We start from the raw sequence: 25,639 nt of genomic DNA on the forward strand, positions 1-25,639 counted from the left end.
GGATAAAATATTTTGGAGTAAGATTTACTCACTTTTCAATTTTGTTTTTTTGTTCAAATAACATATCAGGGGATATGTTATTTAATGAGGGAACAACAATCTTAGCTTCAATTAGACTTTCTTGTTTTCCGGCGATACCCACCGAAAATATTTTTGCTTTATTCAATGCAGCAATGCCCGACAAGGCATCTTCAAACCCTATTGCATTGTGAGGTTCGACACCGATAGACTCCGCCGCCTTCAGAAAAATTTCAGGGTCAGGCTTCCCATTTTTCAAGGTGTCTGGGTCAACAATGTGTTGAAAGTAATCGCTAATATTTAGTTTTTCTAAAATAGATTTGGCATTTTTTGATGCGGATGCAATGGCGCATGGAATGCCAAGTTCTTTTGCCCTTTTAATAAATGAAAGAATACCGGGGAGGATATCTTTTTCAGTTAACTGGTTAAGCAGATTGACGTAGTGCTCATTTTTTTCTTGAGCCATTTTTTCTTTTTCCTCTGCGTCAAATTCACTTGATTTCCTGCCATGTTGGAGAATCCTTTCCAAGGATTCTCCACGGCTGATTCCCTTTAACGCTTCATTAAACTCCTCATCGATATCTATTCCGATTCTATTGGCGAGATGCTTCCATGCTATAAAGTGATAATGCGCGGTATCTACAATAACGCCGTCTAAATCAAAGATGAAACCGTTATTCATGACTTTTGACCTTCAGTGTAGTTATACGAGAAATCAACTCTGGGGATTACGAAGTGTTTTTTATGGTTAATCTCTACCTGGGCATTTTCGCTGGCAGAAATGATGATTTCTTTATGTGAAATAACAAAATAATACTGGATGCCACGATGCTGTAGATTGAACCGAATACATTCCCACCCCTTTGGCAGTGACGGTGCAATTCGTAAACACACGTGACGGATATCTACCCCTGCATAAGCGATGATTGTCGTATTTAACGTCGCAGCCATAACACCGGTGTGGATACCTTCAGCGGTAGTACCACTTTGAATGTCCTGATAATCGGAAGACAACGCTTCGCGGTATAATTTCCAGGATAGTTCATGAAAATTGATGTCGTTCGCGAGCTGAGCATGCACGATGCGCGACAGTGTAGAACCATGAGATGTACGTTCCAGATAATAATTCAGGTTTTTTCTTGCATAATTTTTTCTTAGTTTATATCCCATGTTTTTTAATATCTCTGTTACGTCATCTTCAGAGAAATTATTAAATATCATTAAGGCATCCGCTTGTTTTGCAACTTTATAATGATCCGCGCTCTTTCCTTCAGCACGTAAAATACGATCCATACGATAAATATTTTGGTGTTTTTTTCTATAGTGCTTCCAGTCAATCTCTGTTAGATCAAAGTAACCATCGAATTGTGAAATGATGTCATCTTCGATAATTAAAGATAAGTTTTTCCCTACATGATCGATTTCAGTCCAAAAATTTGTATTAACGGTATCGATAAGATGGATGTCGAATCGCTGACGTAATTCAGCTAACTTCGAAAACAGCCATGAAACCATCAAATTGGTGTAAGCATTATCCTTGAGCCCATCGGTTTCACTACCAACAGAGTGTTCATGGAATTCATCAGGACCCATCACACCTCGAATAGAGTAACGCTGGGTTATTTCATTCCACTGAGATTTACTTAACCAGAATCGAGCAATTTCCATAAGTATTTCAATACCATGAGACTCCATGAACTCGTTATCTTTGGTATTGATCCAATACAGCCAAATGTTATAGGCAATCGCTAACGAAACATGCCGTTGCAGGCGGCTATAATCCGGATCCCACTCACCATTGAGTGGGTTTAGGTGAACAATTTGCGTTTGCTCAGTACCATCATGGCCTGATTGCCATGGGAACATCGCGCCCTCATAGCCTTCTTCTTTTGCTGCGTGGCGCGCGGCAGATAGACGGTTATATCGGTACATCAATAACTGGCGAGCAGTTTGAGGGAAATGCATGATATAAAAAGGTAGGATGAATATTTCATCCCAGAATATATGCCCTCTATAGGCCTCGCCGTGTAATCCCCTTGCCGTCACTGACACATCAAGTTGGTAGCTTTCATTGCTGAAAGGTGAGCAAGAACAGAGTAAATGATAAGTATGAAGGCGTAGGAGTTTTTGAGACATCAAATCGCCATCAATAATAATATCTGTTTTCTCCCACAGCGATTCCCAGGATTGTTGAGTTGATTTTAATTGAGTAGCAAAATCAACTAATACCGACTCATCTGCAATGTGCCACTCATCGGGAAATACCGTCGATAGTCGAATATTGACGCTTTTTTCAAACTGGTAAGTTTTCCCTTGTACTACAGGGCATGTGATCGATTGGCTAACCTTATTCGGCTCTTCCTGAATGTGAATATCTTTTTCTGTGAAAAAATTCCCTCGTATTGTTGAGGAAAATCCCATCCCGATTTCCGATTGAAGGGTTCTCGCATTTAAATAGGCATTTTTACCTAACACATTACAAGACAGCACTTCATAGTGATGTGACGTGAGGCTACGGTAACGCGCTACGCCATAGTTATGTGTTTCCCCATCAATGTGGGTGCTGATGGTGATATCACCATCAAAGTTAAGAGGTGTGAAGCAATACTCAATTGCGAAACGAGTAGGGTGAGACATATCCGCCAGTATTTGGCTGCGGATTTGAATTTGGCGTTGTTGTTCGTCCTCCACCAGCCAATTTTGTTCTAGCACGCCATTTTTTAGAGAAAGATTACGATAAAGCGCAATATTCTTACTGGTTTCGGGCGTTAACCAATCACCGTTGCCGATTTTAATCCGGATCGCACGTGCGTCTGGCGCATTGACAAAATCCTCGTTGGTGACCGTATGATCAGCAACATTTGATTGGGCTTGGTTATAACACCCAGCAAGATAAGTCGCGGGGTATGTCGCATCATTTGCCTGCATATCAGGCATTGCGCCACGTACACCTAAATAACCGTTTGCTACCGTTAATAGCGATTCTACAGCGTATTCTTCTTTCCCTGCGGTAAACCCGCAGTAATTAATTCCCCAACTGAGCGCATCATATTGCTGCTCGATAGCCTTTTTCAGACTGGCAGGGGAGAGTGTGTCTGCGTACTCTTTAGCAATAAATGGCACATTAAAAATTTCCGAAAATGCCTTTTCTAAATTAATAACTTCTTGGTTAGTCAATTCGATACAAAATAGCGGGTAATGTGGCAATTTTTCTCCGCTTATAAACCCACCTTTTACCAAAGGGAAATCATTTTGTATCTCTCTTAATGCTGCTAAACATGCCTTGGTGGATAAAGAATTCCATTCCATATCATAGTGATGTTTAATCTCATCTAAGGAGGCATCAAGTCCATTTTTGTTTATTAAGATAGCGAGATAATGCATGTTGAACTCTTTTTAAATATTGGAATTTATTAGGAAGTGACCAAGGTGCCTTTTCGTTTTTGGTAACGATAAACAGTCATTGTCAATACGATTGGGATAACGATGGCGACGATCATGGCAATAAAGTAAACCCCCCAAAATGTCGGTTGAATTGACAGAATACCGGGGATCCCTCCTACACCAATTCCGTTAGAAAGCACACGAGCATAGCCACAAATAAGTCCCGCTGATGCAGCACCGATCATCGCGCAGAGCATCGGGAAGCGATAATGTAAGTTGACGCCGTACATGGCTGGTTCAGTCACGCCTAAGTAAGCGGAAATTGCGGCAGGTATAGTTACTTCACGCTCGTTATGTTTTTTGCTAATCAAAATGATGCCGACAACTGCAGAAGCTTGTGCAATGTTTGAGAGTGCGATGATTGGCCAAATCGGTGTTCCTCCCACGCTTTGTGTCAATTGCATGTCGATTGCCAAAGTCGTGTGGTGCAGGCCAGTAATGACTAAAGGTGAGTAGAAAAAGCCAAAGATCATCGAGCCAATGGGGGCGAAATCGCCTAGCATTAAATAGCGAACCCCTTCTGAAATGCCATTGCCGATAAGACGGCCAATCGGCCCAAGGATGGTATGGGCAACGGTAACAGAAACCAATATAGTGATGATGGGGACGATGACTAATGTCAGGTAATTAGGAATGTATCTGCGTAATCTAACTTCAAACCAACCCAAGAATAGCCCAGCCAAAATGGAAGGGATCACTTGAGCTTGGTAACCGACTTTCTGAATGGCAAAAATCCCGAAATCCCAGCTATCAGGAATCTGGCTTCCGGTGCCATAGGCATTCATTAATTGCGGTGAGACCAGCGTAATGCCTAATACGATACCCAGTATGGGGGTGCCGCCCATTTTTTTTACCGTAGACCAGCAGATTGCTACAGGCAAGAAATGGAAAATTGCCTCGCATGGTAACCATAAGAAGTCATATATTGGTTGGAGCCATGAATATGTCGAGACCAGCGTTTTATCGCCGTATACTGGCATTTCTCCAATGACGTTTCTTAAACCAAGCAATAAACCACCGCAGATTAAAGCGGGTAATAGCGGGATGAATATCTCAGATAAATTCGCAATTAATTTCTCCCAAAATTTCATATTTTTTTGGGCGGAAATTTTTGCTTCTTCTTTGCTGGTTCCTGTGATGTTTATTTTTTTTATCATTTCTTTATAGTAAGCATCTACATCCGTCCCTATTATTATTTGGAATTGCCCTGCATTGTTGAAACATCCTTTTACTACAGGGATGTCCTTAATTCCTTCAATGTCTGCTATCTCTGGATTATTCAATACGAACCGTAGGCGAGTTAGGCAGTGAGAAACGGTAATGATATTATCTTCACCGCCAATTAATTTGATTATCTGATCTATCACATCAAAGTTTATTACTTTATTCATGTGGTTTATCTCTAGTTTCGTATCCTTAATTTAAAATACGTAGAGACACACCCATCCTCAATGGGAACGTTCCCATAAATTGATGAGTGTCACATAATTTATATTTTTAACTTATGGTTTTAAAATAGTGTGTTTTTTTTGTGGGGATTTTCCGTCAAGGATGTTAATCAATAATTTGGCGGAAATTTCACCGCTCTCACGGAAGCCTAAACGGCAGGTTTTTGTTTCAGGAAATAAAAATTTTAGTAAATCGTTACGACCAATACAAGCAACAAAAATATCATTAATATTTTGAATTTTTAAGTATTTTTGTACTCCAAACGCTAATGAATCTGTGGCACATAAAATGGCTTGGGGGTGTGTAGAAACCACCTTTTTTGCGAGCGAATAACCGCTCTGATAATTGAGCTCCCCTAACTCGGCATTAACGGTTAATTGATGTTGCTGGCAATAATTCTCGTAAGCTTTAAAACGTAGTAACCCAGTTGTTTCATCTTGTAAATCAATACCGACGTAACCAATTTCACTGAATTTTTTTTCTTGATGCAAGAATTCCATGAGATGATTCACGGCACCTGTATCGTCATTACAAACACAGGTATAACCGTCAAATGAACGAGCGATGATGACGATACGCTGCTGCCAGGAAGCTAGCTGTTCACTGGAGACCCCAGTGAATGCGAATAATATCACCCCATCAATCTTTCGCTGTTCCAACATTGTTAAATGTTCATCAACTTTTTTGGGATCGAACTGGCTTTCCAGAATAATGGGGTCGATACCATTAGCATGCAAAAGGGGTAAAATGGCTCTCACCGTTTGGTTTTCTGCATACGAATCAAGGCGGGTTACGATAATCCCAACGGTTTTGTTCGCTAATCCACGCATCGCTCGGGCTGATTTCGACGGCGTGAATTGATACTGCTCAATCACCGCGAGTATTTTTTTGCGTGTCACCTCATTAACTTTCTGGTCGTTATTGATTACACGGGAAACAGTCGATTTCCCCACATTACAAAGGGCCGCTATGTCTTTTATCGTCAATTTATGCACGGTCACTGTATTCCAATACAAGACGTCTCTTAAGACTTGCGATGTTAATATAGTTGCCCATACTTAACAATTACAGGCTCACAGTCTGTATAACTTCAAAGTTTTTGATAGGAATGCCAGCTAAGCCCACTACGTCATGAATGGATAACCCATCCCCGAATAGATCAGAAGGCAACAAATATGTACGCCTTCTGGTTTTCTGCACTGCTACAACGATATTGTTACAACGATTCTCCGTTGCTGTTAATCACATCCTGATACCAGTAGAAGCTGTCTTTGCGCCGACGCTCCAGTGTGCCTTTGCCGTCATCATCACGATCGACATGAATAAAGCCGTAGCGTTTTGACATCTGCGCGGTGCCCGCGCTGACCAGATCGATCGGCCCCCAACTGGTGTAGCCCAGTAGCTCGACGCCATCGTCGATGGCTTCACGCACCTGAATCAGATGGCGACGCAGGTAATCAATGCGGTAGCTGTCGTGAATGCTGCCGTCTTCTTCCACCACATCGCGTGCGCCCAGTCCGTTTTCCACGATGAACAGCGGCTTCTGATAGCGGTCATACAGCTCATTTAGCAGGAAGCGCAGGCCTTCGGGGTCGATCTGCCAGCCCCATTCGGACGCTTCAAGGTGCGGGTTAGGAATCAGGCGGATGATATTACCGCGTGAAGATTGATATTTTTCCGGCTCGAAAGTTGCGCAGCCGCTCATGTAATAGCTGAACGAGACAAAGTCCACGGTGTGGCTCAGATCGTCTTTGTCCTGTGCGGTAATGGTGAGTTCGACGCCATTTTCCCGGAAATAGCGCTGAATCCAAGCCGGATAGGTGCCGCGTACCTGAACATCACCGAAGAACAGCCATTCACGGTTCTTGCTCTGCGCTTCCAGCACATCTTTCGGATGGCAGGTCATGGGGTAGCGTACCGCGCCCAATAACATGTTGCCGATTTTGGCATCTGGGATCAGGTCATGGCAGGCTTTTACCGCGCGTGCGCTGGCAACCAGCTGGTGGTGAATAGCCTGATAAATCTCTTGCTTCGAGGGTTCGCCGCTCAGCCCGATGCCCGTAAAGGGCGAGTGCAGTGCCATGTTGATTTCATTGAAGGTCAGCCAATATTTCACCTTGTCTTTATAGCGGCTGAAAACAGTACGGGCATACTTCTCAAAATGGTCGATGACGGCGCGGTTGCCCCAGCCTCCCAGTTTTTTCACCAGACCGTAAGGCATTTCATAATGCGACAGCGTAATCAGCGGTTGAATCTGATGCTTTGCCATTTCATCGAACAGGCGATCGTAGAAAGCCAGACCGGCTTCACACGGCTCGGCTTCATCGCCTTCAGGATAAATGCGCGTCCAGGCAATCGAGGTGCGCAACACCTTGAATCCCATTTCGGCGAACCGCTGAATATCCTGCGGGTATTGATGATAAAAATCGATGGCCCGATCTTTGATGCAGCTAATGCTTTCATCGCGTTCCGTCACCGGACCATGCACGCCCTGTAGCTGAAGATCGGAGGTCGACACACCTTTACCGTCTTCATTCCATGCCCCTTCAACCTGGTTTGCTGCGACTGAACCGCCCCATAAAAATCCGTCGGGGAATGCTTTCATGGTATTTCTCCTCATCGTTTTCTACACCATTACGTTGCGCTGAACGGCGGCTCCGCGCTGTCGCGCAGGGGACTGCCAGATAACAGGCAAAAAAAAACTTGGGCAGAAGAGAGTAACGCTACTCACCTCTGCCCAAGTCTCGCCCGCCATTGGCGGTAACGTCTTGTTAGTACACTATACAATCCTGAATCTCTGCGGCAATGCCCCCGTCTGGTTATGTGATTTCGGTCACGACATCTCTGCTGGTGTAAATTGGGGTTGCTATGCATTAGGTGTTTTACCACCTAATGCAGCTGATCATTCGGTGATTACGCTTTCTTTTTCAGCGCATTGACGACGGCTTCGCCGAGTGTTTTAGCTGATGCAGGGTTTTGGCCGGTGATCAGTCTTCCATCCACGACGACTTTATTTTCAAAGATCGGTGCCTCTTCGAACGTTGCACCATCCTTTTTCAACGCGGCTTCGAGTTCAAACGGAACAATCTTGTCGTATTGCCGCGAAGCCTCTTCTTCTGCGGTAAATCCGGTCAGGTGGCGGCCTTTAATCAACAGTTGACCATTGCTGAGCTTCACATTCAGTAATCCAGCCGGACCGTGGCAAACTGCGCTAATGATGTCATTCTTTTCGTACATGGTGCGTACGATGCTGATCAACTCAGGATTGTTGGCAAAATCCCACATCGGCCCATGTCCACCAACGAGCAGGATCGCAGTGTATTTTGCTGGATCAACCTTGGCGAGCGGGATGGAATTAGCGAGCTTGTTACGGTGTTCCGGGTTAGTCCAGAAATCCAGATTCGCCTGATCTTTAAGATCAAATCCGTCAAACGGAGGCAGCCCTCCTTTCGGACTGGCGATATCATAATCCAGCCCGGCTTTATCGAAGACTTCAACCGGGTGGGTCAATTCTGGAAACCAGAACCCGCCAACCAGCTCCGGCGTCTTTTTATCCAGACTGGAGACGACAATCAGTATTTTCTTTTCTTTCAGATTGGCCTGAGCGAAAACAGGGGAGGCTGCGGCAAACATAGCCATCGCGGCGATAAGACCAGCGCAGCGCTTGATTATTGACATAAAAAACTCCTTTCAGCAGGTGGTGTCTGCCGACTATATCTGTGATAGCTGATTGAAAATAGGGGGTAATAATGGGATACATTGTTTAATAAATCGATGTAATAACTTTGTATTGGCGTGAGAAACTGTCGTAAAGTGCGTTGAATGATCCTGGTATCGCATGACGATGAGGAACCCTGATGGGGCAATATGATAACTTTGATGGACTGGCAGAATTTCTGGCGATAGCGAAACGATTGAGTATTCGCAAAGCCGCGCTCGATCTGGGTAAGACGCCGGGTTCGGTGAGCTTGTCGCTCCAGAAACTGGAGCATCGCCTCGGCGTGCTACTTTTCCATCGCACGACGCGCAAAATGGCATTGACGGAAGCTGGAGAAGGCCTGCTGCTGAGAATTGGGCCCGCGGCACACGTTATCGCAACGGGTTTTGAAGATGTGGCTCAATCGGCAAAAAAGCCTTCGGGGACGTTGAAGCTGATCGTAGAACGTTTGGCATTGCCTCATGTTATCGAGCCCCTCATCCCTGCATTTCGTCAAGCATGGCCGAATTTGAATATCGATATCACGGTGAGTAATCGTCACAATAATTTCGTTTCCGAAGGCTACGATGCTGGCATCATGATCGGTTCATACATCGAACAGGATATGATTGCAGTACGACTCTCCCCGCCATTTAAGTGGGCGGTATTTGGTTCGCCAGACTATTTCAAAGCGAACGGTAAGCCTAAAGCGACGCGCGATCTGGTGCATCACGAATGTATTCGCTTCCGTCGCCCTGAAAAGGGCGATATTTACCGATGGGAATTTATCGAAAACAAAGAAAGCGTAAGAGTTGAGCCTACGGGAACGGTGACCGTTAACGATGGGGAGCTCATGCGTAGCCTCGCGGTCAGGGGTGTTGGGCTTATTTACTCATCTACCTTCCATACCTCACGCGAACTGGCAAATGGCACGCTGGAAGCGGCGTTAATCGATCTCTCGCCGGGCAACGATGGCCTCTTTCTTTATTTCTCCAGAGCCGCGAGGAATCAACCCAAATTGCGTGCGTTTATCGACGTGTGTTCACAGATAATTAAGACGTGAATACGTTTCTCCGAATCGTTGCGTTGTGAAAATAACGCTACAAAGCGCCCCTTTTCAGGGGGCGAGTGCGATCAATTAATGTCAACGTTGAACTCATGCTCTTCCCACGTTGACTTATTGAAAGGCTGACCATAAATCAGTTTCAGCGTACCTTTGCCGGATCCTGTACCAATGAAATAAAAGGTTTGTTCACCACCACAGCCTACCATGCCATCTTTGCAATCGGTGGATTCGTGCAAAAAAAAGGAGTCGCGCTATTAACGCAACTCCTTGATATATTTGGTGGCCCCTGCTGGACTTGAACCAGCGACCAAGCGATTATGAGTCGCCTGCTCTAACCACTGAGCTAAGGGGCCGATTGGACGATGATTATACGGTAATGTGCAGGGGAAGGTCTATAGGTTATCTGCCGGGTGGTGGTTTTATACTCAAGATAGCTTGTTGTTATTCTTATCAGTATTTACGATGGGCATAGTCAACGGCAGTAAGGAAAGACATGATTACCGATATTCTGGCAATGAATCTTCAGGTTGTTTTCTGCGGTATTAACCCAGGGCTATCGACGGCCCATCACGGTTACCACTTCGCGAATCTCAGTAATCGTTTCTGGAAAGTGATTCATCAGGCGGGTTTTACCGAACGTTTGCTGGTTCCTGCACAAGAACAGCATCTGTTGGACACCGGATGCGGCATCACCATGCTGGTGGAGCGTCCCACAGTTGAAGCTACCGAGTTGGGACGAGATGAGCTGTTGCAGGGGGGGAATGCGATTGTTGAGAAGATGACACGCTATCAACCGCGCGCACTAGCCGTGCTGGGGAAACAGGCGTTCAGTCAGGCTTTTGGTATCAAAAAGGTTTCATGGGGACGCCAAGAGCGGCGTATTGGCGAGACGCAGGTTTGGGTGCTACCAAATCCAAGTGGGCTGAATCGTGCGACGCTGGAGTCGCTGGTGGCGTCGTATCAGGAGCTGCATCGGGCATTGCTGGACAACGTATAAATTAGAGATGGGTGTTCTGACAGGCAAAAAATAACCCCGGCGAACCGAGGTTATCTATATTTTGGGGCTATTTGGGCGTGTAGATTAGCTGAGGGATGAATTAATCATCCAGGAAGCTACGCAGTACTTCGGAACGGCTTGGGTGTCGAAGTTTACGCAGCGCTTTCGCTTCGATCTGACGAATACGTTCACGCGTAACGTCAAACTGTTTGCCCACTTCTTCCAGCGTATGGTCGGTGTTCATATCAATACCGAAACGCATGCGCAGTACTTTCGCTTCACGTGCTGTCAGGCCAGCCAGTACGTCGTGTGTCGCAGAACGCAGGCTTTCCGATGTGGCGGAATCCAACGGTAGCTCCAGCGTCGTATCTTCGATGAAATCGCCCAAATGTGAATCTTCATCATCACCAATTGGGGTTTCCATTGAAATCGGCTCTTTCGCGATTTTCAGCACTTTGCGGATCTTGTCTTCCGGCATCAGCATACGTTCAGCCAGTTCTTCCGGCGTCGGCTCGCGACCCATTTCCTGCAGCATCTGACGAGAGATACGGTTCAGTTTGTTGATCGTCTCAATCATGTGTACCGGAATACGGATGGTACGTGCCTGATCGGCGATAGAACGGGTGATCGCCTGACGGATCCACCAAGTTGCATAGGTCGAGAATTTGTAACCACGGCGATATTCGAACTTATCTACCGCTTTCATCAGACCGATGTTGCCTTCCTGAATCAGGTCGAGGAACTGCAAACCGCGGTTGGTGTATTTCTTCGCGATAGAAATAACCAGACGCAGGTTGGCTTCCACCATTTCTTTCTTGGCGCGGCGAGCTTTCGCTTCACCAATCGACATACGGCGGTTGATGTCTTTAACCTGCTCGATCGTCAGACCGGTTTCTTCTTCGATCTGCTGTAGCTTTTGCAGACTGCGGGTGACGTCTTCTTCAACATCATTCAGCTTTTCAGACCATGGCTTGCCCATTGCGACTGCTGCGGCAAACCAAGTGTTGTTGGTTTCATTGCCAGTGAACATCGTGACGAAGTTTTTCTTCGGCATTTTGCACTGTTCAACACACAACTTAATGATCAAACGTTCCTGAGTACGAACGCGATCCATCATGGAACGCATGCTGTTAACCAGGAAATCAAACTGTTTCGGCACCAGACGGAACTGTTTGAAGACTTCGGACAGATTCAGGATTTCCTGTGCTGCTAATGCATGGCTACGACCGTGAGCTTTGATAACCTGACGGGTCGTTTCATATTGCACACGCAGCTCGGTGAACTTCTCACGCGCCAGCTCAGGATCGATGCTGTTGTCGTCTTCTTCTTCCTCTTCGTCTTCTTTTTCCTCATCATCATCGTCCATTTCTTCGCTCGAAAGCTCGGAACCAACGTGAGTCGCGGTAGGCGCAATGTCCTCTTCCGCATTAGGATCGACGAAGCCAGTGATCAGGTCGGACAGGCGGCTTTCGCCCGCTTCGACGCGGTCATACTGTTCCAGCAGGTAAGTAATGGCTTCAGGATACTCCGCAACAGAGCACTGAACCTGGTTGATACCGTCTTCAATACGTTTGGCGATGTCGATCTCGCCCTCACGCGTCAACAGCTCAACGGTACCCATTTCACGCATGTACATGCGAACCGGATCGGTGGTGCGACCAATTTCCGATTCAACACTGGATAGAACCTGCGCAGCAGCCTCTGCCGCATCTTCATCGGCATCATTGGTGTTTTCGGCCAGCAACAGATCGTCTGCATCCGGTGCTTCTTCCATCACCTGGATGCCCATGTCGTTAATCATCTGGATGATATCTTCGATCTGATCCGAATCGATGATATCTTCCGGCAGATGGTCATTGACCTCAGCATAGGTCAGGTAGCCTTGCTCCTTACCACGGGTGACAAGCAGCTTCAGCTGTGACTGCGGGTTTTGCTCCATAAGACGGTATCCACACTTCAGAGTATTTGGGTTGGTGTCGGTCAGCGTAGTTCGCTAACAATAGCATTAGGGGTATTTTTCTTATCGCCGCGCCCCTGTAGCGGCTCTTTGCAGGGCTCAACCCTGCTATTTATCGGCAATTAAGCCTCTGTATCAGTGTTTTCTGGTCAACGCCAGTTGCAACGACCAAAGCTCTTTTTTTTCTTTGGCGTTGAGCCCATGCGTTCTGTCACGGGCAATCAATGTTTCTTGTCGCTGTTTCAACAGTTGATCGTAGAGCTCTGCCAGACTGATTCTGAACTTCTCGTCGAGCTCTTCCTCTACGATCATATGGTTCCATACCGCTATGGTTTCAAGCTGTTTATAGTATTTGCTGTCTCGATATTGTTCTAACAGTAGAGCCATACTCATTCCCGGGCTGGCGTTACAGATTTTCACCAAGTCCTGAAACAACGATAAACCTGGGACTTTGTCTTGCTCAATACCTTCCAACGCGAGGTCAGGAACTTCAGTCGCTAGCCTCGGGTTTTGCACTAAGAGTCCTATAAGTATACGCATAGTTGTGACTTTTAGTTGCGGCGTCTGGTAAGACTGCTCCAGCTCTGCGGCTTTGGGCAGCAGCCGATCCAACTGGCTGTCGTCCAAAATACCTAGCTTGTTGCCAAGTTGCTGGCGTAAGTAAAGCCGTTGTGTTTCTCCCGGCACTTGACCAATCAATGGCATAGCGAGAATACCAAGTTTGGTTCGACCATCAGCAGAACTCATATCCACCTGCTGTTGCAGCGTCTCAAACAGAAACTGTGACAGCGGCAACGCTTGTACCATACGCTGCTCAAAGGCGGCTTTGCCTTCTTTACGCACCAGTGTGTCGGGATCTTCACCGTCCGGCAGGAACATAAAACGTAGCTGGCGACCATCGTTCAAATAGGGTAGCGCAGTTTCCAGCGCGCGCCATGCCGCTTCGCGTCCTGCACGATCCCCGTCGTAACAACACACCACCTGGTCTGTGGCGCGAAAGAGTAACTGAATGTGTTCGGCAGTAGTGGAAGTACCCAGCGATGCCACCGTATAATCAATACCAAACTGCGCCAGCGCCACCACATCCATATAACCTTCAACAACCAAGAGTCGTTTGAGATCTTTATGGCTTTGCTGTGCTTCATACAGGCCGTACAGCTGGCGACCTTTATGGAAAATGCTCGTTTCTGGTGAGTTCAGATACTTCGGCGTATCGTTACCTAACACGCGTCCGCCGAAGGCAATCACTCTTCCCCGTTTGTCGCGGATGGGGAACATCACTCGCTCGCGAAAGCGGTCGTACGTTCTGCCCTGATCGTTAGTCACCAGCATACCGACATCGTTCAATACGTTGCGATCGCTACCTTCACCAAACCGCTTGAGAACGTTATCCCAGCCAGATGGGGCGAAGCCAATTGCAAAATGGCTGATCACCTCTGCACTTAAACCACGCTGTTGCAGATACTGCAACGCAGGAACTCCGACGGAATGTCGCAGTGCTTGCTGATAAAACGAGCTGATGTGTCCCATCAGCTCATACTGATTATGTCGTTGGTGAATTTCTTGCTTAGTTGGGCCTGTGCCAGTTTCATAAGGCACTTCCAGGCCATGCATCGTAGCCAGTTCTTCAATGGTTTCAACGAATTCGAGACGATCGTAATTCATTAAAAAGTCTATGGCGGTGCCGTGTGCGCCACAGCCAAAACAGTGATAGAACTGTTTGTCACCGTTTACGGTGAATGAGGGGGTTTTTTCGTGATGGAATGGACAGCACGCGTGGTAGTTTTTGCCCTGTTTTTTCAGTTTGACGCGCGCGTCAATGAGATCGACGATGTCGGTGCGAGCCAGCAGGTCATTAATAAATACGCGTGGGATTCGTCCAGCCATAAGCCCCTAGTGTTATACCCTTCTGTAAGGTGGTTACATTGGATATAGCTTATAAACGACAACAAGCCGCGCCTCCTTTAGGAAAGCACGGCCTTACGTATGCAACTGCTAAGTCTGCGGATTAATCACGCGTTGGAGGGAACCCCTCCTGAAAATTAATACAGACGAGTGCGGCGTGCGTTTTCTCGAGCCAATTTCTTCGCGTGACGTTTCACTGCAGAAGCTTTAGCGCGCTTGCGTTCAGTCGTTGGTTTTTCATAAAACTCACGACGACGAACTTCAGCCAGAACGCCTGCTTTTTCACAGGAACGTTTGAAGCGACGCAGAGCTACGTCGAACGGCTCGTTTTCACGTACTTTAATTACCGGCATGTGCCTCTCACCTCAATAAATTCGGTTTGCCGCTGGCCTTGTGCCAGCCTTTTCAAAATGGTGCGGAATTCTACTGCAAACGTGACGCCTTTGTAAAGCATTGCGGTGATCATAAAACATCCAACCGCTGCCAGCGCAGAAATCAGGTCGCTTATGGTAGACTATCCGCAGTTTGAAGCAAGCGGCATTTAACGAATGCTCGTATCGTCATCAAAGTAGGAACAGCAATGCGCGTATTGGGTATCGAAACATCCTGTGATGAAACCGGAGTAGCTATTTATGACACGGAAGCTGGTTTGCTCGCCAATCAGCTATACAGTCAGGTCAAATTACATGCTGATTACGGTGGTGTAGTGCCTGAGCTCGCCTCACGCGATCACGTGCGCAAAACAGTTCCGTTGATTCAGGCGGCGCTGCGTGAAGCTGGGCTACAGGCTGACGATATCAATGGCGTGGCTTACACCGCAGGCCCAGGCTTGGTCGGCGCGCTACTGGTGGGGGCGACTATCGGCAGGTCGTTGGCATTCGCATGGGGGGTACCGGCGATTCCTGTTCACCATATGGAAGGGCACTTGCTGGCACCGATGCTGGAAGATAATCCGCCAGCGTTTCCTTTCGTGGCGCTGCTGGTTTCTGGTGGTCATACGCAGCTCATCAGCGTGACGGGCATTGGTGAGTACCGTTTGCTGGGTGAGTCGATTGATGATGCGGCGGGTGAAGCGTTTGATAAAACGGCGAAATTACTGGGATTAGATTATCCCGGTGGCCCAATGCTGTCGAAAATGGCGCAGGCGGGGGATTCCCAACGCTTTACGTTTCCGCGCCCGATGACCGACCGTCCGGGGCTGGATTTCAGCTTTTCTGGGCTAAAAACGTTTGCTGCTAATACGATTCGTAGCAACGGTGATGACGATCAAACGCGTGCTGACATCGCTCGTGCGTTTGAAGATGCCGTTGTAGATACGTTGGCGATAAAATGTCGTCGTGCGCTGGATGAGACGGGCTTTAAACGACTGGTCATGGCGGGGGGCGTGAGCGCAAACCGGACGTTACGCCAGCGCTTAGGTGAAGTGATGGCGAAACGCGGTGGTGAAGTGTTTTATGCGCGGCCTGAATTCTGTACGGATAATGGCGCGATGATTGCCTATGCGGGCAGTGTACGCCTGGTGCATGGCGCGAGCCAGACGCTGGGCGTATCTGTTCGGCCACGTTGGCCGTTAGCTGAATTGCCTGCGGTGTGAGCGTTAGATCGTTAATCGCTACGTGTAGATAGCTGCTCTACACGTAGTGAAGAAAGCGTAGCAAAAACATTAGCGTATAAGCGGATTACAGCTCTTGTTCGAATAGCACCAGAATCGCTTCGTAAAGCTGTTTGACGCTGAAGCCTCTTGCTGGGGTGGTAAAAATAGTGTCATCCCCTGCAATGGTGCCGAGAATGCCTTCTGACTTACCTAGTGAGTCCAGCAGGCGAGCAATGAGCTGCGCGGCGCCAGGGCTGGTATGGATCACGACGACGGCATCATTGTAATCCACGTCCAGCACCAGGTTCTTCAGCGGGCTGGACGTCGTCGGGACGCCAAGTTCGGCAGGGAGACAATACACCATCTCCATTTTTGCATTGCGTGTGCGCACGGCGCCAAATTTCGTTAGCATGCGTGACACCTTGGATTGGTTGATGTTTTCAAATCCTTCGTCTTGCAATGCCTGAACAATTTCACTTTGAGAACTGAATTTCTCTTCCTTTAACAGCGCTTTGAACGCTTTAACGAGGTCTTCTTGTTTTGTCGAATTTCGCATTCTGCACCGGATTAATTGTTATGGTTAATCTTCCTATTATGCAGTTGTGTGAATTTTTATGCAATTAAATCGCGTATAATTCCAATCCATTTCACCAGATATGTGTTAGTCGCTGTTTTCAAAAAAAATCGACTCTTGGGTAGTCCGAAAAATGCGTCCCGCGTCACATAAAAGTAAATCAAATGTTATCAGAATGATGTTGTTCGGACGCCATTGATCGGTGTAATGTAGCGCACTGGTTAAACGCACGTGAATGAACACCGCGTTATAGCTCAATAGCTTATTAACTTTACTTACCTTTCAAACGAATAGGTTGTTTTTGATTTATTATTAGAGACATAGCGTATTTTTTGTCTCTCGTGTCATTTGTGGAAAGATAAGTAGGTTGCTCGTATCCCCATTTTTATATTCTGTTTATAACCAAATGAATTCACGGCACTTTTTTATTTTATGATAATAAGGAGTTTAGGATGAAAGTTGCAGTTCTCGGAGCAGCAGGTGGTATCGGTCAGGCACTCGCACTCCTCCTCAAAACCCAGCTTCCTTCAGGTTCAGAGCTATCCCTTTACGATATCGCCCCAGTAACGCCGGGTGTTGCCGTCGATCTGAGCCATATTCCTACAGCAGTGAAGATCAAAGGCTATAGCGGTGAAAATGCTAAACCAGCGCTTGTTGGTGCAGATATCGTGCTGATCTCCGCGGGTGTGGCACGTAAACCTGGTATGGATCGTTCCGATCTGTTCAACGTCAATGCTGGCATTGTGCGTAATCTGGTTGAGCAAATTGCGGTTACTTGCCCGAAAGCCTGTATCGGTATCATCACCAACCCGGTGAATACGACCGTTGCCATCGCAGCAGAAGTGCTGAAAAAAGCTGGCGTATATGACAAAAACAAACTGTTCGGCGTCACAACGCTGGATATCATCCGTTCCAACACGTTCGTTGCTGAGCTGAAAGGCAAACAGCCGCAGGACATTAATGTGCCGGTTATCGGTGGACACTCTGGTGTGACGATTCTGCCACTGCTGTCTCAGGTTCCTGGTATCAGCTTCAGCGAGCAGGAAGTGGCCGATCTGACCAAGCGTATCCAGAATGCAGGTACTGAGGTTGTTGAAGCTAAAGCGGGTGGCGGATCGGCAACGTTGTCTATGGGTCAGGCCGCAGCACGTTTTGGTCTGTCTCTGGTTCGTGCACTGCAAGGTGAAAACGGTGTGGTGGAATGTGCATACGTTGAAAGCGATGGCAAATATGCCCGCTTCTTCGCTCAGCCGATTCTGTTAGGCAAAGACGGCGTCGCCGAGCGTAAAGACATCGGCACATTAAGTGCTTTTGAGCAAAACGCGCTTAACAGTATGCTGGATACACTGAAGCAGGATATTGAGTTAGGCGAGACGTTCATCAAGAATTAATCATTGAGATTCTTGTAATACGTTACGTTGAATAAAAAGCCGGAGATGTCGATCTCCGGCTTTTCTTTTTTAATCGGGACGGATGAGTTTTTTTCTGTCGATAAGCTCATTGGTTTCTGGATTGTAGTACCGGCTGGGCCAAATCTCTGATGGGTGAATACCCATCGCATCGGCAATAAGCCACTCCCCTTTGGGCCAAGGGCGTGAGAGTGCATTAGCTAGCGTAGATGAGCTTAATCCGGCCGCTCGCGATACCGCCGCCAGCGTCGTATTTTTCTTGCGCAGTGCAGCAATGATATCAGCGGGATGCCAGTCTTGTTTCCTTAAAATCATAATTCTTCCCTTATTTGCTATAAGACGACTGTAGATTAGTGGTATAAATAACGGATGTTAGTTATATGCCGAACTAACATGACATTATTATTTGGAAATAATATAGCATTAATTTTCCTTAAAATTCTCAATTAATTTCCAAATAAGGGCGTTTTTGTTAGGGATGGCACTATCAGGATGAAAGGCAATGAAAAAAGAGTGGTTTGCTACCAGCGAATTGGTTGGAGTCGGCGGCCTTCCGAAATCAAGACAAGGATTAAATAAGCGCGCCCGCGAGGATGGATGGGAGAAGCGTCGCCGTAAAGGCGTCCAGGGAAGAGGAGTGGAGTATTCAATTCACAGCTTGCCGGATACGGTAAAAAAATCCCTATTACTCGAAATCGAGCCTTCCGCCTACTCGGCGAAACAGCCTGCGGCACTGGCCGTATGGATGCAAATTTATCAACAACTATCTGAAAAAGAAAGAGATGAGCTAATCGCTTATATTCTGCGAGTCGGGGTGTCAACCACGCTGAGCCAGTTAGGTATTACACCGTCTGATGGGGAACCTGTCTCATCAATGGTGATTGACTGATTCGTTACTGGCGATCTTTCTGAACTTAGCCTCAGTGATGAAAAGGAATCTGTATTTTCTGTCGCTTTGTAGCACTTTCTCTGGCTGCGGTGGTTGGGCATCACGCTGGATTTAATCATTTCTTCTATTACTTAGGTGTGTCGGTAACGTGTAAAAGTTAGCGGTTTAGGTAATTATAGTCTACTATATGGAAACTTTTGGGCGAGTTGACGTAATGCCTGTTCAAAACAAACAAGGGAGTGACGAGTATGGACAAAGAGTGGTTTGCAACAAGTGAGCTGGTTGGTGTAGGTGGATTACCTAAGTCGCCACAGGGGCTGAACAAGCGGGCACGAGATGACGGTTGGGAAAAGCGCAGGCGGAAAGGGGTTCAAGGGCGCGGTGTCGAATATTCTATTCGCAGTTTACCGAACGAGGTCAGGAACTCTCTGTTAGTAAAAGAAAATCCGCCAACCGAGTATTATCGTATAGATAATGAGCCGACCCTGCTGTCATCGTGGGTGCATATTTTCCATCAACTTTCCGTTGATGAACGAAGCCGGCTGATTAATTTCATCTTGCGTGAAGGGACAATAGCGATGCTGTCTCGGCTGGATGATGTCACACTCGACCAGACTGCCTAAGTCTGGCGAAGGAGTAGCGCTGCAAGGCAGCGCTACTTATGAATCAACGATCTTATCTGATAGAACCTTACACCACGTTAGAAATCGCGCTGTACGGCTAAGTGGGCAAGGCCTTCGAGCGCAACGCGGTGTGGTGTTTCCGGCAGCAGCTGTAGTGCGCTAATCGCCTTATCTGCCTCTTCTTCGGCACGCTGACGCGTATAATCAAGTGAACCGCATTGCTGCATGGCGGCAAGAACGGGTCCCAGCAGATGACGCCCGTTTCCTTCTTCAATCGCCTTGCGAATCATCGAACGTTGTTCTGCATTACCATGACGCATTGCGTGCAGCAGCGGCAGCGTTGGCTTGCCTTCATTGAGATCATCGCCCGTGTTTTTACCCAGCGTTTTGCCGTCCGCGCTGTAGTCGAGCAGATCGTCAATTAACTGGAACGCAGTGCCCAGGTAGCGGCCATAGTCCTGAAGCGCTTTTTCTTGCTCTGGCGTCGCGCTGGCAAGGATCGATGATGATTGCGCTGCGGCTTCAAATAAACGTGCTGTTTTACTGTAAATGACGCGCATATAGCTTTCTTCAGTGATATCTGGGTCGTTGCAGTTCATTAGCTGCAAGACTTCACCTTCAGCAATCACGTTCACCGCTTCTGACATCAGCGCCAGAACGCGTAATGATTCAAGGCTGGTCATCATCTGGAAGGCGCGGGTATAAATGAAATCCCCAACCAGCACACTTGCTGCGTTGCCAAAGGCGGCATTTGCCGTCGCTTTACCCCGGCGCATGTCGGATTCGTCTACCACGTCGTCATGCAGCAGCGTTGCTGTGTGGATAAATTCGATCAGCGCGGCGACAGTGACATGTTTATCACCGTTATAGTTGAGGGCTCTGGCCGCAAGGACAGCAATCATCGGGCGTATACGTTTTCCACCACCGCTGATGATGTAATGTCCAAGCTGGTTTATCAAAACGACGTCAGAATTCAGTTGTTCAAGAATGACGTTATTAACAGCTGCCATATCCTGCGTAGTTAATGTTGTAATTTGTTCTAGATTCATGGTTTATGCCAACGTATGTCTTCAACACTGCCGTAAGATTGCTGTTGCATATCGGCAAGACGGAACTTATTGGGCTGATTGTACTTGAAAAATGAGAGAGATAAACGGCAGTTGATACGTTGTATTCTTTTTCTTCACATCCGTTGATTATGCACTTGTCATCCTCAGTATTTTTGCGTAGAATTCGCGCCCTATTATGAATATTTATAGCGCGCTCTGAAACCTATTAACGGGTGCGCGGAAAGCGGAGTTTTATATGTACGCAGTTTTCCAAAGTGGTGGTAAACAACACCGAGTAAGCGAAGGGCAAACCGTTCGCTTGGAAAAGCTGGACATCGCAACTGGTGAAGCCGTTGAGTTTGACCAAGTTCTGATGGTTGCCAATGGTGAAGAAATCAAAATCGGCGTTCCTTTCGTCGATGGCGGTAAAATCAAAGCTGAAGTTGTTGCTCATGGTCGTGGCGAAAAGGTGAAGATCGTTAAGTTCCGTCGCCGTAAACACTACCGTAAGCAAGCAGGCCACCGTCAGTGGTTCACTGACGTGAAAATTACCGGCATCAGCGCTTAAGATTAGGAGAGCGGATTAAATGGCACACAAGAAAGCTGGCGGTTCAACCCGTAACGGTCGTGACTCTAACGCACAACGTCTGGGCGTAAAACGTTTTGGCGGCGAAAGTGTACTGGCTGGCAACATCATCGTTCGTCAACGTGGTACCAAATTCCACGCAGGAACTAACGTTGGCTGCGGGAAAGACCATACTCTGTTTGCTTTGACTGATGGTAAAGTTCAGTTTGAAGTTAAAGGCCCAAAAAACCGTAAATTTATCAGCATCGTTGCTGAATAATTTTTCGCGTTAGGTCTGACGGATTTAAGCCCCGCAATTCTTTGCGGGGCTTTTTACATTCTGATTCTGAGTAAACCATCTGGATAAGTATGAATACTAAACAACAGACGGGCATCGGTCTTTGTCTGGCGCTGACTACGGCTGTTTGCTGGGGGGCGTTACCGATAGCCATGAAACAGGTTCTGGTGGTGATGGAACCTTATACGATTGTTTGGTATCGCTTTTTCATTGCTTCCATTGGACTCGGCATTATTCTGTCATCCCGTAAAAAGTTGCCGCCAATGCGGGTTTTCCGGCATCGGCGCTGGTGGGTTCTGCTACTGATTGCGACGGCTGGGCTACTGGGCAACTTTGTTTTCTTTAGCTCGTCTCTCCAATATCTGAGCCCGACAGCGTCTCAGGTTATCGGGCAGCTTTCCCCTGTAGGTATGATGTTCGCCAGCGTACTTATCCTAAAGGAAAAGATGCGCGGCACGCAGATCATTGGCGCGATCATGCTGATCTGTGGTCTGCTCCTGTTCTTTAATACCAGCCTGATTGAGATTTTTACCCGACTGACAGACTACACGTTGGGCGTGCTGCTGGGTGTTTGCGCCTCGGCGGTGTGGGTATCTTATGGTGTAGCGCAGAAAGTTCTATTGCGACGTCTGACATCACAGCAGATTCTGTTTTTGTTATATGTTCTGTGTGTCGTCTTTATCACGCCTTTTGCCAAGCTTGACGTTATTTTTCAACTGAGCAACTGGCAGCTTATTTGCCTGTTATTCTGCGGTGCGAATACGTTGATTGGATATGGTGCGTTGGCGGAAGCAATGGCTCGCTGGCAGGCGTCGCAGGTTAGTGCGGTCATTACGCTGACGCCGTTGTTTACGCTGCTGTTTTCCGATCTGCTGGCATTAGGGTGGCCGACTTTCTTTGCTGCTCCAGTATTGAATTGGATTGGTTACGTCGGTGCGTTTGTGGTTGTTGCTGGCGCCATGTTTTCCGCTATTGGACATCGTTTCCTTCCTGGAAAGAAAGAGCCTGTGCTGCCACCATTGGTAGCGAAAAAATAGCTTAAGAGAAAACGTATTGCAGCGGTCACAGCCATCTTTTGACAGTCTGCATGTGTTGTTTATTTTTAATACAGATGAAATTATTGGAGCGGGCAGGTACAATCCGCTCCTTTGCTGGAATGCGTTCTGGTGCGTCAGTTTTTTAATGGTGAGTAGAAATACGCTACATGCCTTAAAATCAAAAAGTTACGCCAAGAAGAACCAATAACAAGCCTAAAACACGTAGATATTCTCTATTGGTTTTTTGCGGAGAGAATCAATGAAGTTTGTAGATGAAGCCACAATTCTCGTTGTGGCAGGCGATGGCGGTAACGGTTGTGTCAGCTTTCGCCGTGAAAAATATATTCCCAACGGTGGCCCAGACGGCGGTGACGGCGGGGATGGCGGGGACGTTTATCTGCTGGCAGACGAAAACCTGAACACGTTGATCGACTATCGTTTTGAAAAAGCTTTCCGCGCTGAGCGTGGACAAAACGGGCAAAGTCGCGACTGTACGGGTAAACGTGGTAAAGATATTACGATTAAAGTTCCTGTCGGTACCCGTGTTCTTGATCAGGGAACGGGCGAAGTACTGGGCGATATGACTCGCCATCAACAGAACTTGATGGTCGCGAAAGGCGGCTGGCATGGCTTGGGTAACTCGCGTTTTAAATCGTCAGTCAACCGTGCTCCGCGTCAAAAAACCAATGGTACAAAAGGCGAAGAGCGTGAGCTGACGCTGGAACTGCTGTTGCTGGCTGACGTGGGAATGCTTGGCCTGCCTAACGCAGGTAAATCGACCTTTATCCGCGCAGTATCAGCAGCTAAGCCGAAAGTGGCCGATTATCCGTTCACCACCTTGGTGCCGAGCCTTGGTGTGGTCCGTATGGATAGCGAGCAGAGCTTTGTTGTAGCGGATATCCCAGGTTTGATTGAAGGCGCGTCTGACGGTGCGGGGCTGGGGATTCGTTTCCTGAAACACCTTGAACGCTGCCGTGTTCTGCTGCATTTGGTTGATCTGGCACCGATTGATGAGTCAGATCCGATTGAAAATGCCAAGATCATTATCAACGAGTTAGAGCAGTATGGCGCTGGCTTGGCAGAAAAACCGCGTTGGCTGGTTTTCAACAAGGTTGACTTGATCGATAAGGCTGAAGCGGAAAGACGTGCCAAAGAGATTGCGGCCGCGCTTGGTTGGGATGATAAATACTATCTGATTTCTGCGGCGAACCGTGAAGGTGTCAACCCACTTTGCTGGGACGTGATGAACTTCCTGAAAGCGAATCCGAAAGTGACGGCGATTGCCGAAAGCGCACCGGAAAAAGTGGAGTTCATGTGGGATGATTATCACCGCGAACAACTGGCTGAAATAGAAAAAGAAGCCGAAGAAGAGTGGGATGATGATTGGGACGATGAAGATGATGAAGGTGTTGAGATCATCTATCAAAAATAATTCGTTCTTCTGCTAGTCAGATCTCGTCAACGCGGCCTTACCCTCAAAGTAAGGCCGCGTTGTTGTTTTAATTGCTCTGATAAATATCTTTGTAGAGACGGCTTTCAAATCTCACCAGAGGAACGCGACGTGCGCGTTGGTCTTCTGGCGGCACAGCATAACCGGATAGGAACTGGACGAATGCCATGCGCTGGCCGCTTGCAGTAGTAATGAAGCCTGCAAGATTATATACGCCCTGCAATGCCCCGGTTTTAGCCGAAACCTTGCCATCGACGCCAGCTTCATGCAGGCCGCCACGATAACGTAGCGTGCCGTCATAGCCGGAAAGCGGAAGCATAGTGATGTAATTCAGTTCATTATCGTGCTGTGCGATATACTGCAAGACCTGCATCATCGTTTCCGGTGAAATCAGGTTGTGTCGTGACAGGCCTGAACCATCTACAACAATGCTGTTTCCTAAATCTACACCCGCTTTCTGCCGCAGAATTTGTCGCACGGCATCAGCGCCAGCGCGCCATGTTCCTGGTACGCTAAAACGTTCGTGCCCAATAGTTCGAAAGACCGTGTCGGCAATCATGTTGTCTGATTTTTTCAGCATGATAGTGAGCAGGTCGTGCAGCGGAGGCGATTGTGTCTGAGCCAGTACGCTTCCTGCTGGGCCTGGCTGCGTCTGACGGCGAAGGCTGCCTTTAATACGAATATCTGCCTGCTGTAGCTCATCTTTAACGATAGCGCCGGCATAGCTGGCGCCATCCTGAATCGCGAATGCCAGCGGAAGCGGCTCTGTGCGCTGAACCAGACAACCTGTAAGCGTAAAGCGATTTAATTCCCCGGGTACCACATCCAATTCGCAATATTGGGCATCGGATGAGCCTTTAGCCAGCGTGCGGACTTCGCTGAACATCTGTACCGGATAATAGGATGCAACGCGGATAAACGCATTATCACCTGCTTTAGGCGCACTGTAGAGTGAGACGGAGAAGCAGTTGCGATCGACAATCGCGGCACCCGGAGGGGCGCTGAAACACTGTGTCATGTCGTTCCAGGGCCAGCCTGGCGCTTTATCGTGACTGGCGAACACTGAGGTGTCGATCAGCACATCACCTGAGATTTCCTGTATCCCACGCTTTCTTAATTCCTGCACCATATTCCGTATTTGCTGGCGTTTAAGCGTCGGATCGCCGCTAAACCGTACGATGAGATTACCGTTCAGAATACCGCTGGTGACAGGCCCGTGGCTTTCCATCGTGGTGATGAATCGATAATCTGGACCCAACTGTAGTAATGCTGCTAATGCGGTTATCACCTTTTGCGTACTGGCCGGAAGCGCCATTTGCTGGCTATTGAAGGCCATACTGGGTGTTGTTGCGCCAACTTTTTGTACCAATAGCGCCAAATTGGCACCATCTGGTAAATATTGGCGATGATCCTCAACAGAAGCTGCATTGGCATGCAGAACAAAAGCGCAGGCAAGTCCGGTAACAATCGATGAAAAACGCATAATCTCAGCTAATAACGGGGTAACGTGTGGTCATACTACGGCGCAACAAGGTCTAAAGTAAACGATGACCCTCATTGAACTCTGGGGTAAAATACGTATCAAAATGCAAAACCGCTGCTAGCCTGGAAATTTTGT

General features: G+C 47.5%; 24 protein-coding genes and 1 tRNA gene. 10 read left to right on the forward strand and 15 right to left on the reverse strand.

Going from position 1 to position 25,639, the window contains the following annotated elements:
* Positions 1–28: 28 nt before the first annotated feature.
* The 6 genes from pgmB to K7X24_RS13165 form a co-directional block, all read right to left on the reverse strand.
* Positions 29–700 (reverse strand): beta-phosphoglucomutase, encoded by a 672-nt coding sequence (pgmB, locus tag K7X24_RS13140; protein WP_224555270.1) that lies wholly within the window; start codon positions 698–700, stop codon positions 29–31.
* Entirely contained in the window at positions 697–3,402 is a 2,706-nt protein-coding gene (locus K7X24_RS13145; RefSeq protein ID WP_224555272.1) for a glycoside hydrolase family 65 protein, read from the reverse strand. Before K7X24_RS13145 ends, pgmB begins: the two co-directional genes overlap by 4 nt.
* Before the next feature lie 29 nt (positions 3,403–3,431).
* Positions 3,432–4,853, reverse strand: coding sequence for a PTS trehalose transporter subunit IIBC (treB, locus tag K7X24_RS13150; RefSeq protein WP_224555274.1), 1,422 nt, complete (start codon positions 4,851–4,853; stop codon positions 3,432–3,434).
* 111 nt (positions 4,854–4,964) lie between these two features.
* Positions 4,965–5,906, reverse strand: coding sequence for a trehalose operon repressor TreR (gene treR, locus K7X24_RS13155; RefSeq protein ID WP_224555277.1), 942 nt, complete (start codon positions 5,904–5,906; stop codon positions 4,965–4,967).
* 221 nt (positions 5,907–6,127) lie between these two features.
* Complete coding sequence (locus K7X24_RS13160) at positions 6,128–7,516, reverse strand: glycoside hydrolase family 1 protein (RefSeq protein ID WP_224555278.1); 1,389 nt, start codon at positions 7,514–7,516, stop codon at positions 6,128–6,130.
* Positions 7,517–7,824: 308 nt separating this feature from the next.
* On the reverse strand, positions 7,825–8,589 hold the full coding sequence (locus K7X24_RS13165) for a type 1 glutamine amidotransferase domain-containing protein (protein WP_224555279.1): 765 nt from the start codon (positions 8,587–8,589) through the stop codon (positions 7,825–7,827).
* 179 nt (positions 8,590–8,768) lie between these two features.
* Between K7X24_RS13165 and K7X24_RS13170 the strand changes: the two genes are divergently transcribed.
* Positions 8,769–9,671: a LysR family transcriptional regulator gene (locus K7X24_RS13170; protein ID WP_224555280.1), complete on the forward strand. Its 903-nt coding sequence runs from the start codon at positions 8,769–8,771 to the stop codon at positions 9,669–9,671.
* Between the two features lie 71 nt (positions 9,672–9,742).
* On the opposite strand, the gene K7X24_RS13175 is transcribed toward K7X24_RS13170, so the two are convergent.
* Positions 9,743–9,910, reverse strand: a complete 168-nt coding sequence (locus tag K7X24_RS13175; protein ID WP_411909710.1) for a protease inhibitor I42 family protein — start codon at positions 9,908–9,910, stop codon at positions 9,743–9,745.
* 41 nt (positions 9,911–9,951) lie between these two features.
* Positions 9,952–10,027, reverse strand: a tRNA-Ile gene (locus tag K7X24_RS13180).
* A gap of 140 nt (positions 10,028–10,167) precedes the next feature.
* On the opposite strand from K7X24_RS13180, the gene mug reads away from it, so the two are divergent.
* Positions 10,168–10,671 carry a G/U mismatch-specific DNA glycosylase gene (gene mug / locus K7X24_RS13185; protein ID WP_224555281.1) on the forward strand — a complete coding sequence of 168 codons (504 nt, stop codon included), beginning with the start codon at positions 10,168–10,170 and terminating at the stop codon, positions 10,669–10,671.
* 100 nt (positions 10,672–10,771) lie between these two features.
* Here the strand turns inward: mug and rpoD are convergent, their stop codons facing one another.
* From rpoD to rpsU, 3 genes are all read right to left on the reverse strand, one after another.
* Positions 10,772–12,610 (reverse strand): RNA polymerase sigma factor RpoD, encoded by a 1,839-nt coding sequence (rpoD, locus tag K7X24_RS13190; protein WP_095701548.1) that lies wholly within the window; start codon positions 12,608–12,610, stop codon positions 10,772–10,774.
* A 153-nt stretch (positions 12,611–12,763) separates the two neighbouring features.
* Positions 12,764–14,515 (reverse strand): DNA primase, encoded by a 1,752-nt coding sequence (gene dnaG, locus K7X24_RS13195; protein WP_224555282.1) that lies wholly within the window; start codon positions 14,513–14,515, stop codon positions 12,764–12,766.
* 155 nt (positions 14,516–14,670) lie between these two features.
* Positions 14,671–14,886, reverse strand: a complete 216-nt coding sequence (rpsU, locus tag K7X24_RS13200; RefSeq protein WP_001144069.1) for a 30S ribosomal protein S21 — start codon at positions 14,884–14,886, stop codon at positions 14,671–14,673.
* A gap of 227 nt (positions 14,887–15,113) precedes the next feature.
* Between rpsU and tsaD the strand changes: the two genes are divergently transcribed.
* Positions 15,114–16,127, forward strand: a complete 1,014-nt coding sequence (gene tsaD / locus K7X24_RS13205) for a tRNA (adenosine(37)-N6)-threonylcarbamoyltransferase complex transferase subunit TsaD (protein ID WP_224555283.1) — start codon at positions 15,114–15,116, stop codon at positions 16,125–16,127.
* Positions 16,128–16,212: 85 nt separating this feature from the next.
* Here tsaD and argR read toward each other — a convergent pair whose 3' ends face one another.
* Entirely contained in the window at positions 16,213–16,683 is a 471-nt protein-coding gene (gene argR, locus K7X24_RS13210) for a transcriptional regulator ArgR (protein WP_010283010.1), read from the reverse strand.
* A 470-nt stretch (positions 16,684–17,153) separates the two neighbouring features.
* Here argR and mdh point away from each other — a divergent pair, with 470 nt between their 5' ends.
* Complete coding sequence (mdh, locus tag K7X24_RS13215; protein ID WP_224555284.1) at positions 17,154–18,092, forward strand: malate dehydrogenase; 939 nt, start codon at positions 17,154–17,156, stop codon at positions 18,090–18,092.
* A 69-nt stretch (positions 18,093–18,161) separates the two neighbouring features.
* Here mdh and K7X24_RS13220 read toward each other — a convergent pair whose 3' ends face one another.
* Positions 18,162–18,425 (reverse strand): helix-turn-helix domain-containing protein, encoded by a 264-nt coding sequence (locus K7X24_RS13220; RefSeq protein ID WP_039485882.1) that lies wholly within the window; start codon positions 18,423–18,425, stop codon positions 18,162–18,164.
* Between the two features lie 187 nt (positions 18,426–18,612).
* Here K7X24_RS13220 and K7X24_RS13225 point away from each other — a divergent pair, with 187 nt between their 5' ends.
* Complete coding sequence (locus tag K7X24_RS13225) at positions 18,613–18,999, forward strand: DNA-binding protein (RefSeq protein WP_095993632.1); 387 nt, start codon at positions 18,613–18,615, stop codon at positions 18,997–18,999.
* Positions 19,000–19,247: 248 nt separating this feature from the next.
* The gene (locus K7X24_RS13230; protein WP_039485888.1) at positions 19,248–19,622 is read left to right on the forward strand and encodes a DNA-binding protein; all 375 of its coding nucleotides are present in this window, start codon (positions 19,248–19,250) and stop codon (positions 19,620–19,622) included.
* 77 nt (positions 19,623–19,699) lie between these two features.
* On the opposite strand, the gene ispB is transcribed toward K7X24_RS13230, so the two are convergent.
* Positions 19,700–20,671: an octaprenyl diphosphate synthase gene (gene ispB, locus K7X24_RS13235; RefSeq protein ID WP_224555285.1), complete on the reverse strand. Its 972-nt coding sequence runs from the start codon at positions 20,669–20,671 to the stop codon at positions 19,700–19,702.
* Between the two features lie 256 nt (positions 20,672–20,927).
* Here ispB and rplU point away from each other — a divergent pair, with 256 nt between their 5' ends.
* The 4 genes from rplU to cgtA all read left to right on the forward strand — a co-directional run bounded on the left by rplU (position 20,928) and on the right by cgtA (position 24,003).
* Positions 20,928–21,239 carry a 50S ribosomal protein L21 gene (gene rplU / locus K7X24_RS13240; protein WP_010283026.1) on the forward strand — a complete coding sequence of 104 codons (312 nt, stop codon included), beginning with the start codon at positions 20,928–20,930 and terminating at the stop codon, positions 21,237–21,239.
* A 19-nt stretch (positions 21,240–21,258) separates the two neighbouring features.
* Positions 21,259–21,516, forward strand: coding sequence for a 50S ribosomal protein L27 (gene rpmA / locus K7X24_RS13245; RefSeq protein WP_005971498.1), 258 nt, complete (start codon positions 21,259–21,261; stop codon positions 21,514–21,516).
* A gap of 89 nt (positions 21,517–21,605) precedes the next feature.
* A complete protein-coding gene (locus K7X24_RS13250) occupies positions 21,606–22,571 on the forward strand; it encodes a DMT family transporter (protein WP_103861450.1) in 966 nt (321 codons plus the stop codon).
* 259 nt (positions 22,572–22,830) lie between these two features.
* Complete coding sequence (cgtA, locus tag K7X24_RS13255) at positions 22,831–24,003, forward strand: Obg family GTPase CgtA (RefSeq protein ID WP_224555286.1); 1,173 nt, start codon at positions 22,831–22,833, stop codon at positions 24,001–24,003.
* 67 nt (positions 24,004–24,070) lie between these two features.
* Here cgtA and dacB read toward each other — a convergent pair whose 3' ends face one another.
* A complete protein-coding gene (gene dacB, locus K7X24_RS13260; RefSeq protein ID WP_103861448.1) occupies positions 24,071–25,504 on the reverse strand; it encodes a serine-type D-Ala-D-Ala carboxypeptidase in 1,434 nt (477 codons plus the stop codon).
* Between the last annotated feature and the right edge of the window lie 135 nt (positions 25,505–25,639).

Origin of the sequence: Pectobacterium versatile, from assembly GCF_020166435.1 — a bacterium.
In the GTDB taxonomy this organism is placed as follows: Bacteria; Pseudomonadota; Gammaproteobacteria; order Enterobacterales; family Enterobacteriaceae; genus Pectobacterium; species Pectobacterium versatile.

Bases quoted from the DNA above. Each gene is read 5' to 3' on its own strand.
- rplU (WP_010283026.1), top strand. From the start codon at position 20,928: ATGTACGCAGTTTTCCAAAGTGGTGGTAAACAACACCGAGTAAGCGAA.
- dnaG (WP_224555282.1), bottom strand. From the start codon at position 14,515: ATGGCTGGACGAATCCCACGCGTATTTATTAATGACCTGCTGGCTCGC.
- dacB (WP_103861448.1), bottom strand. From the start codon at position 25,504: ATGCGTTTTTCATCGATTGTTACCGGACTTGCCTGCGCTTTTGTTCTG.
- K7X24_RS13225 (WP_095993632.1), top strand. From the start codon at position 18,613: ATGAAAAAAGAGTGGTTTGCTACCAGCGAATTGGTTGGAGTCGGCGGC.
- ispB (WP_224555285.1), bottom strand. From the start codon at position 20,671: ATGAATCTAGAACAAATTACAACATTAACTACGCAGGATATGGCAGCT.
- tsaD (WP_224555283.1), top strand. From the start codon at position 15,114: ATGCGCGTATTGGGTATCGAAACATCCTGTGATGAAACCGGAGTAGCT.
- argR (WP_010283010.1), bottom strand. From the start codon at position 16,683: ATGCGAAATTCGACAAAACAAGAAGACCTCGTTAAAGCGTTCAAAGCG.
- K7X24_RS13220 (WP_039485882.1), bottom strand. From the start codon at position 18,425: ATGATTTTAAGGAAACAAGACTGGCATCCCGCTGATATCATTGCTGCA.
- cgtA (WP_224555286.1), top strand. From the start codon at position 22,831: ATGAAGTTTGTAGATGAAGCCACAATTCTCGTTGTGGCAGGCGATGGC.
- K7X24_RS13165 (WP_224555279.1), bottom strand. From the start codon at position 8,589: ATGTCAATAATCAAGCGCTGCGCTGGTCTTATCGCCGCGATGGCTATG.
- mdh (WP_224555284.1), top strand. From the start codon at position 17,154: ATGAAAGTTGCAGTTCTCGGAGCAGCAGGTGGTATCGGTCAGGCACTC.
- treB (WP_224555274.1), bottom strand. From the start codon at position 4,853: ATGAATAAAGTAATAAACTTTGATGTGATAGATCAGATAATCAAATTA.
- K7X24_RS13160 (WP_224555278.1), bottom strand. From the start codon at position 7,516: ATGAAAGCATTCCCCGACGGATTTTTATGGGGCGGTTCAGTCGCAGCA.
- K7X24_RS13145 (WP_224555272.1), bottom strand. From the start codon at position 3,402: ATGCATTATCTCGCTATCTTAATAAACAAAAATGGACTTGATGCCTCC.
- rpmA (WP_005971498.1), top strand. From the start codon at position 21,259: ATGGCACACAAGAAAGCTGGCGGTTCAACCCGTAACGGTCGTGACTCT.
- K7X24_RS13230 (WP_039485888.1), top strand. From the start codon at position 19,248: ATGGACAAAGAGTGGTTTGCAACAAGTGAGCTGGTTGGTGTAGGTGGA.
- rpoD (WP_095701548.1), bottom strand. From the start codon at position 12,610: ATGGAGCAAAACCCGCAGTCACAGCTGAAGCTGCTTGTCACCCGTGGT.
- K7X24_RS13250 (WP_103861450.1), top strand. From the start codon at position 21,606: ATGAATACTAAACAACAGACGGGCATCGGTCTTTGTCTGGCGCTGACT.
- mug (WP_224555281.1), top strand. From the start codon at position 10,168: ATGATTACCGATATTCTGGCAATGAATCTTCAGGTTGTTTTCTGCGGT.
- pgmB (WP_224555270.1), bottom strand. From the start codon at position 700: ATGAATAACGGTTTCATCTTTGATTTAGACGGCGTTATTGTAGATACC.
- K7X24_RS13170 (WP_224555280.1), top strand. From the start codon at position 8,769: ATGGGGCAATATGATAACTTTGATGGACTGGCAGAATTTCTGGCGATA.
- rpsU (WP_001144069.1), bottom strand. From the start codon at position 14,886: ATGCCGGTAATTAAAGTACGTGAAAACGAGCCGTTCGACGTAGCTCTG.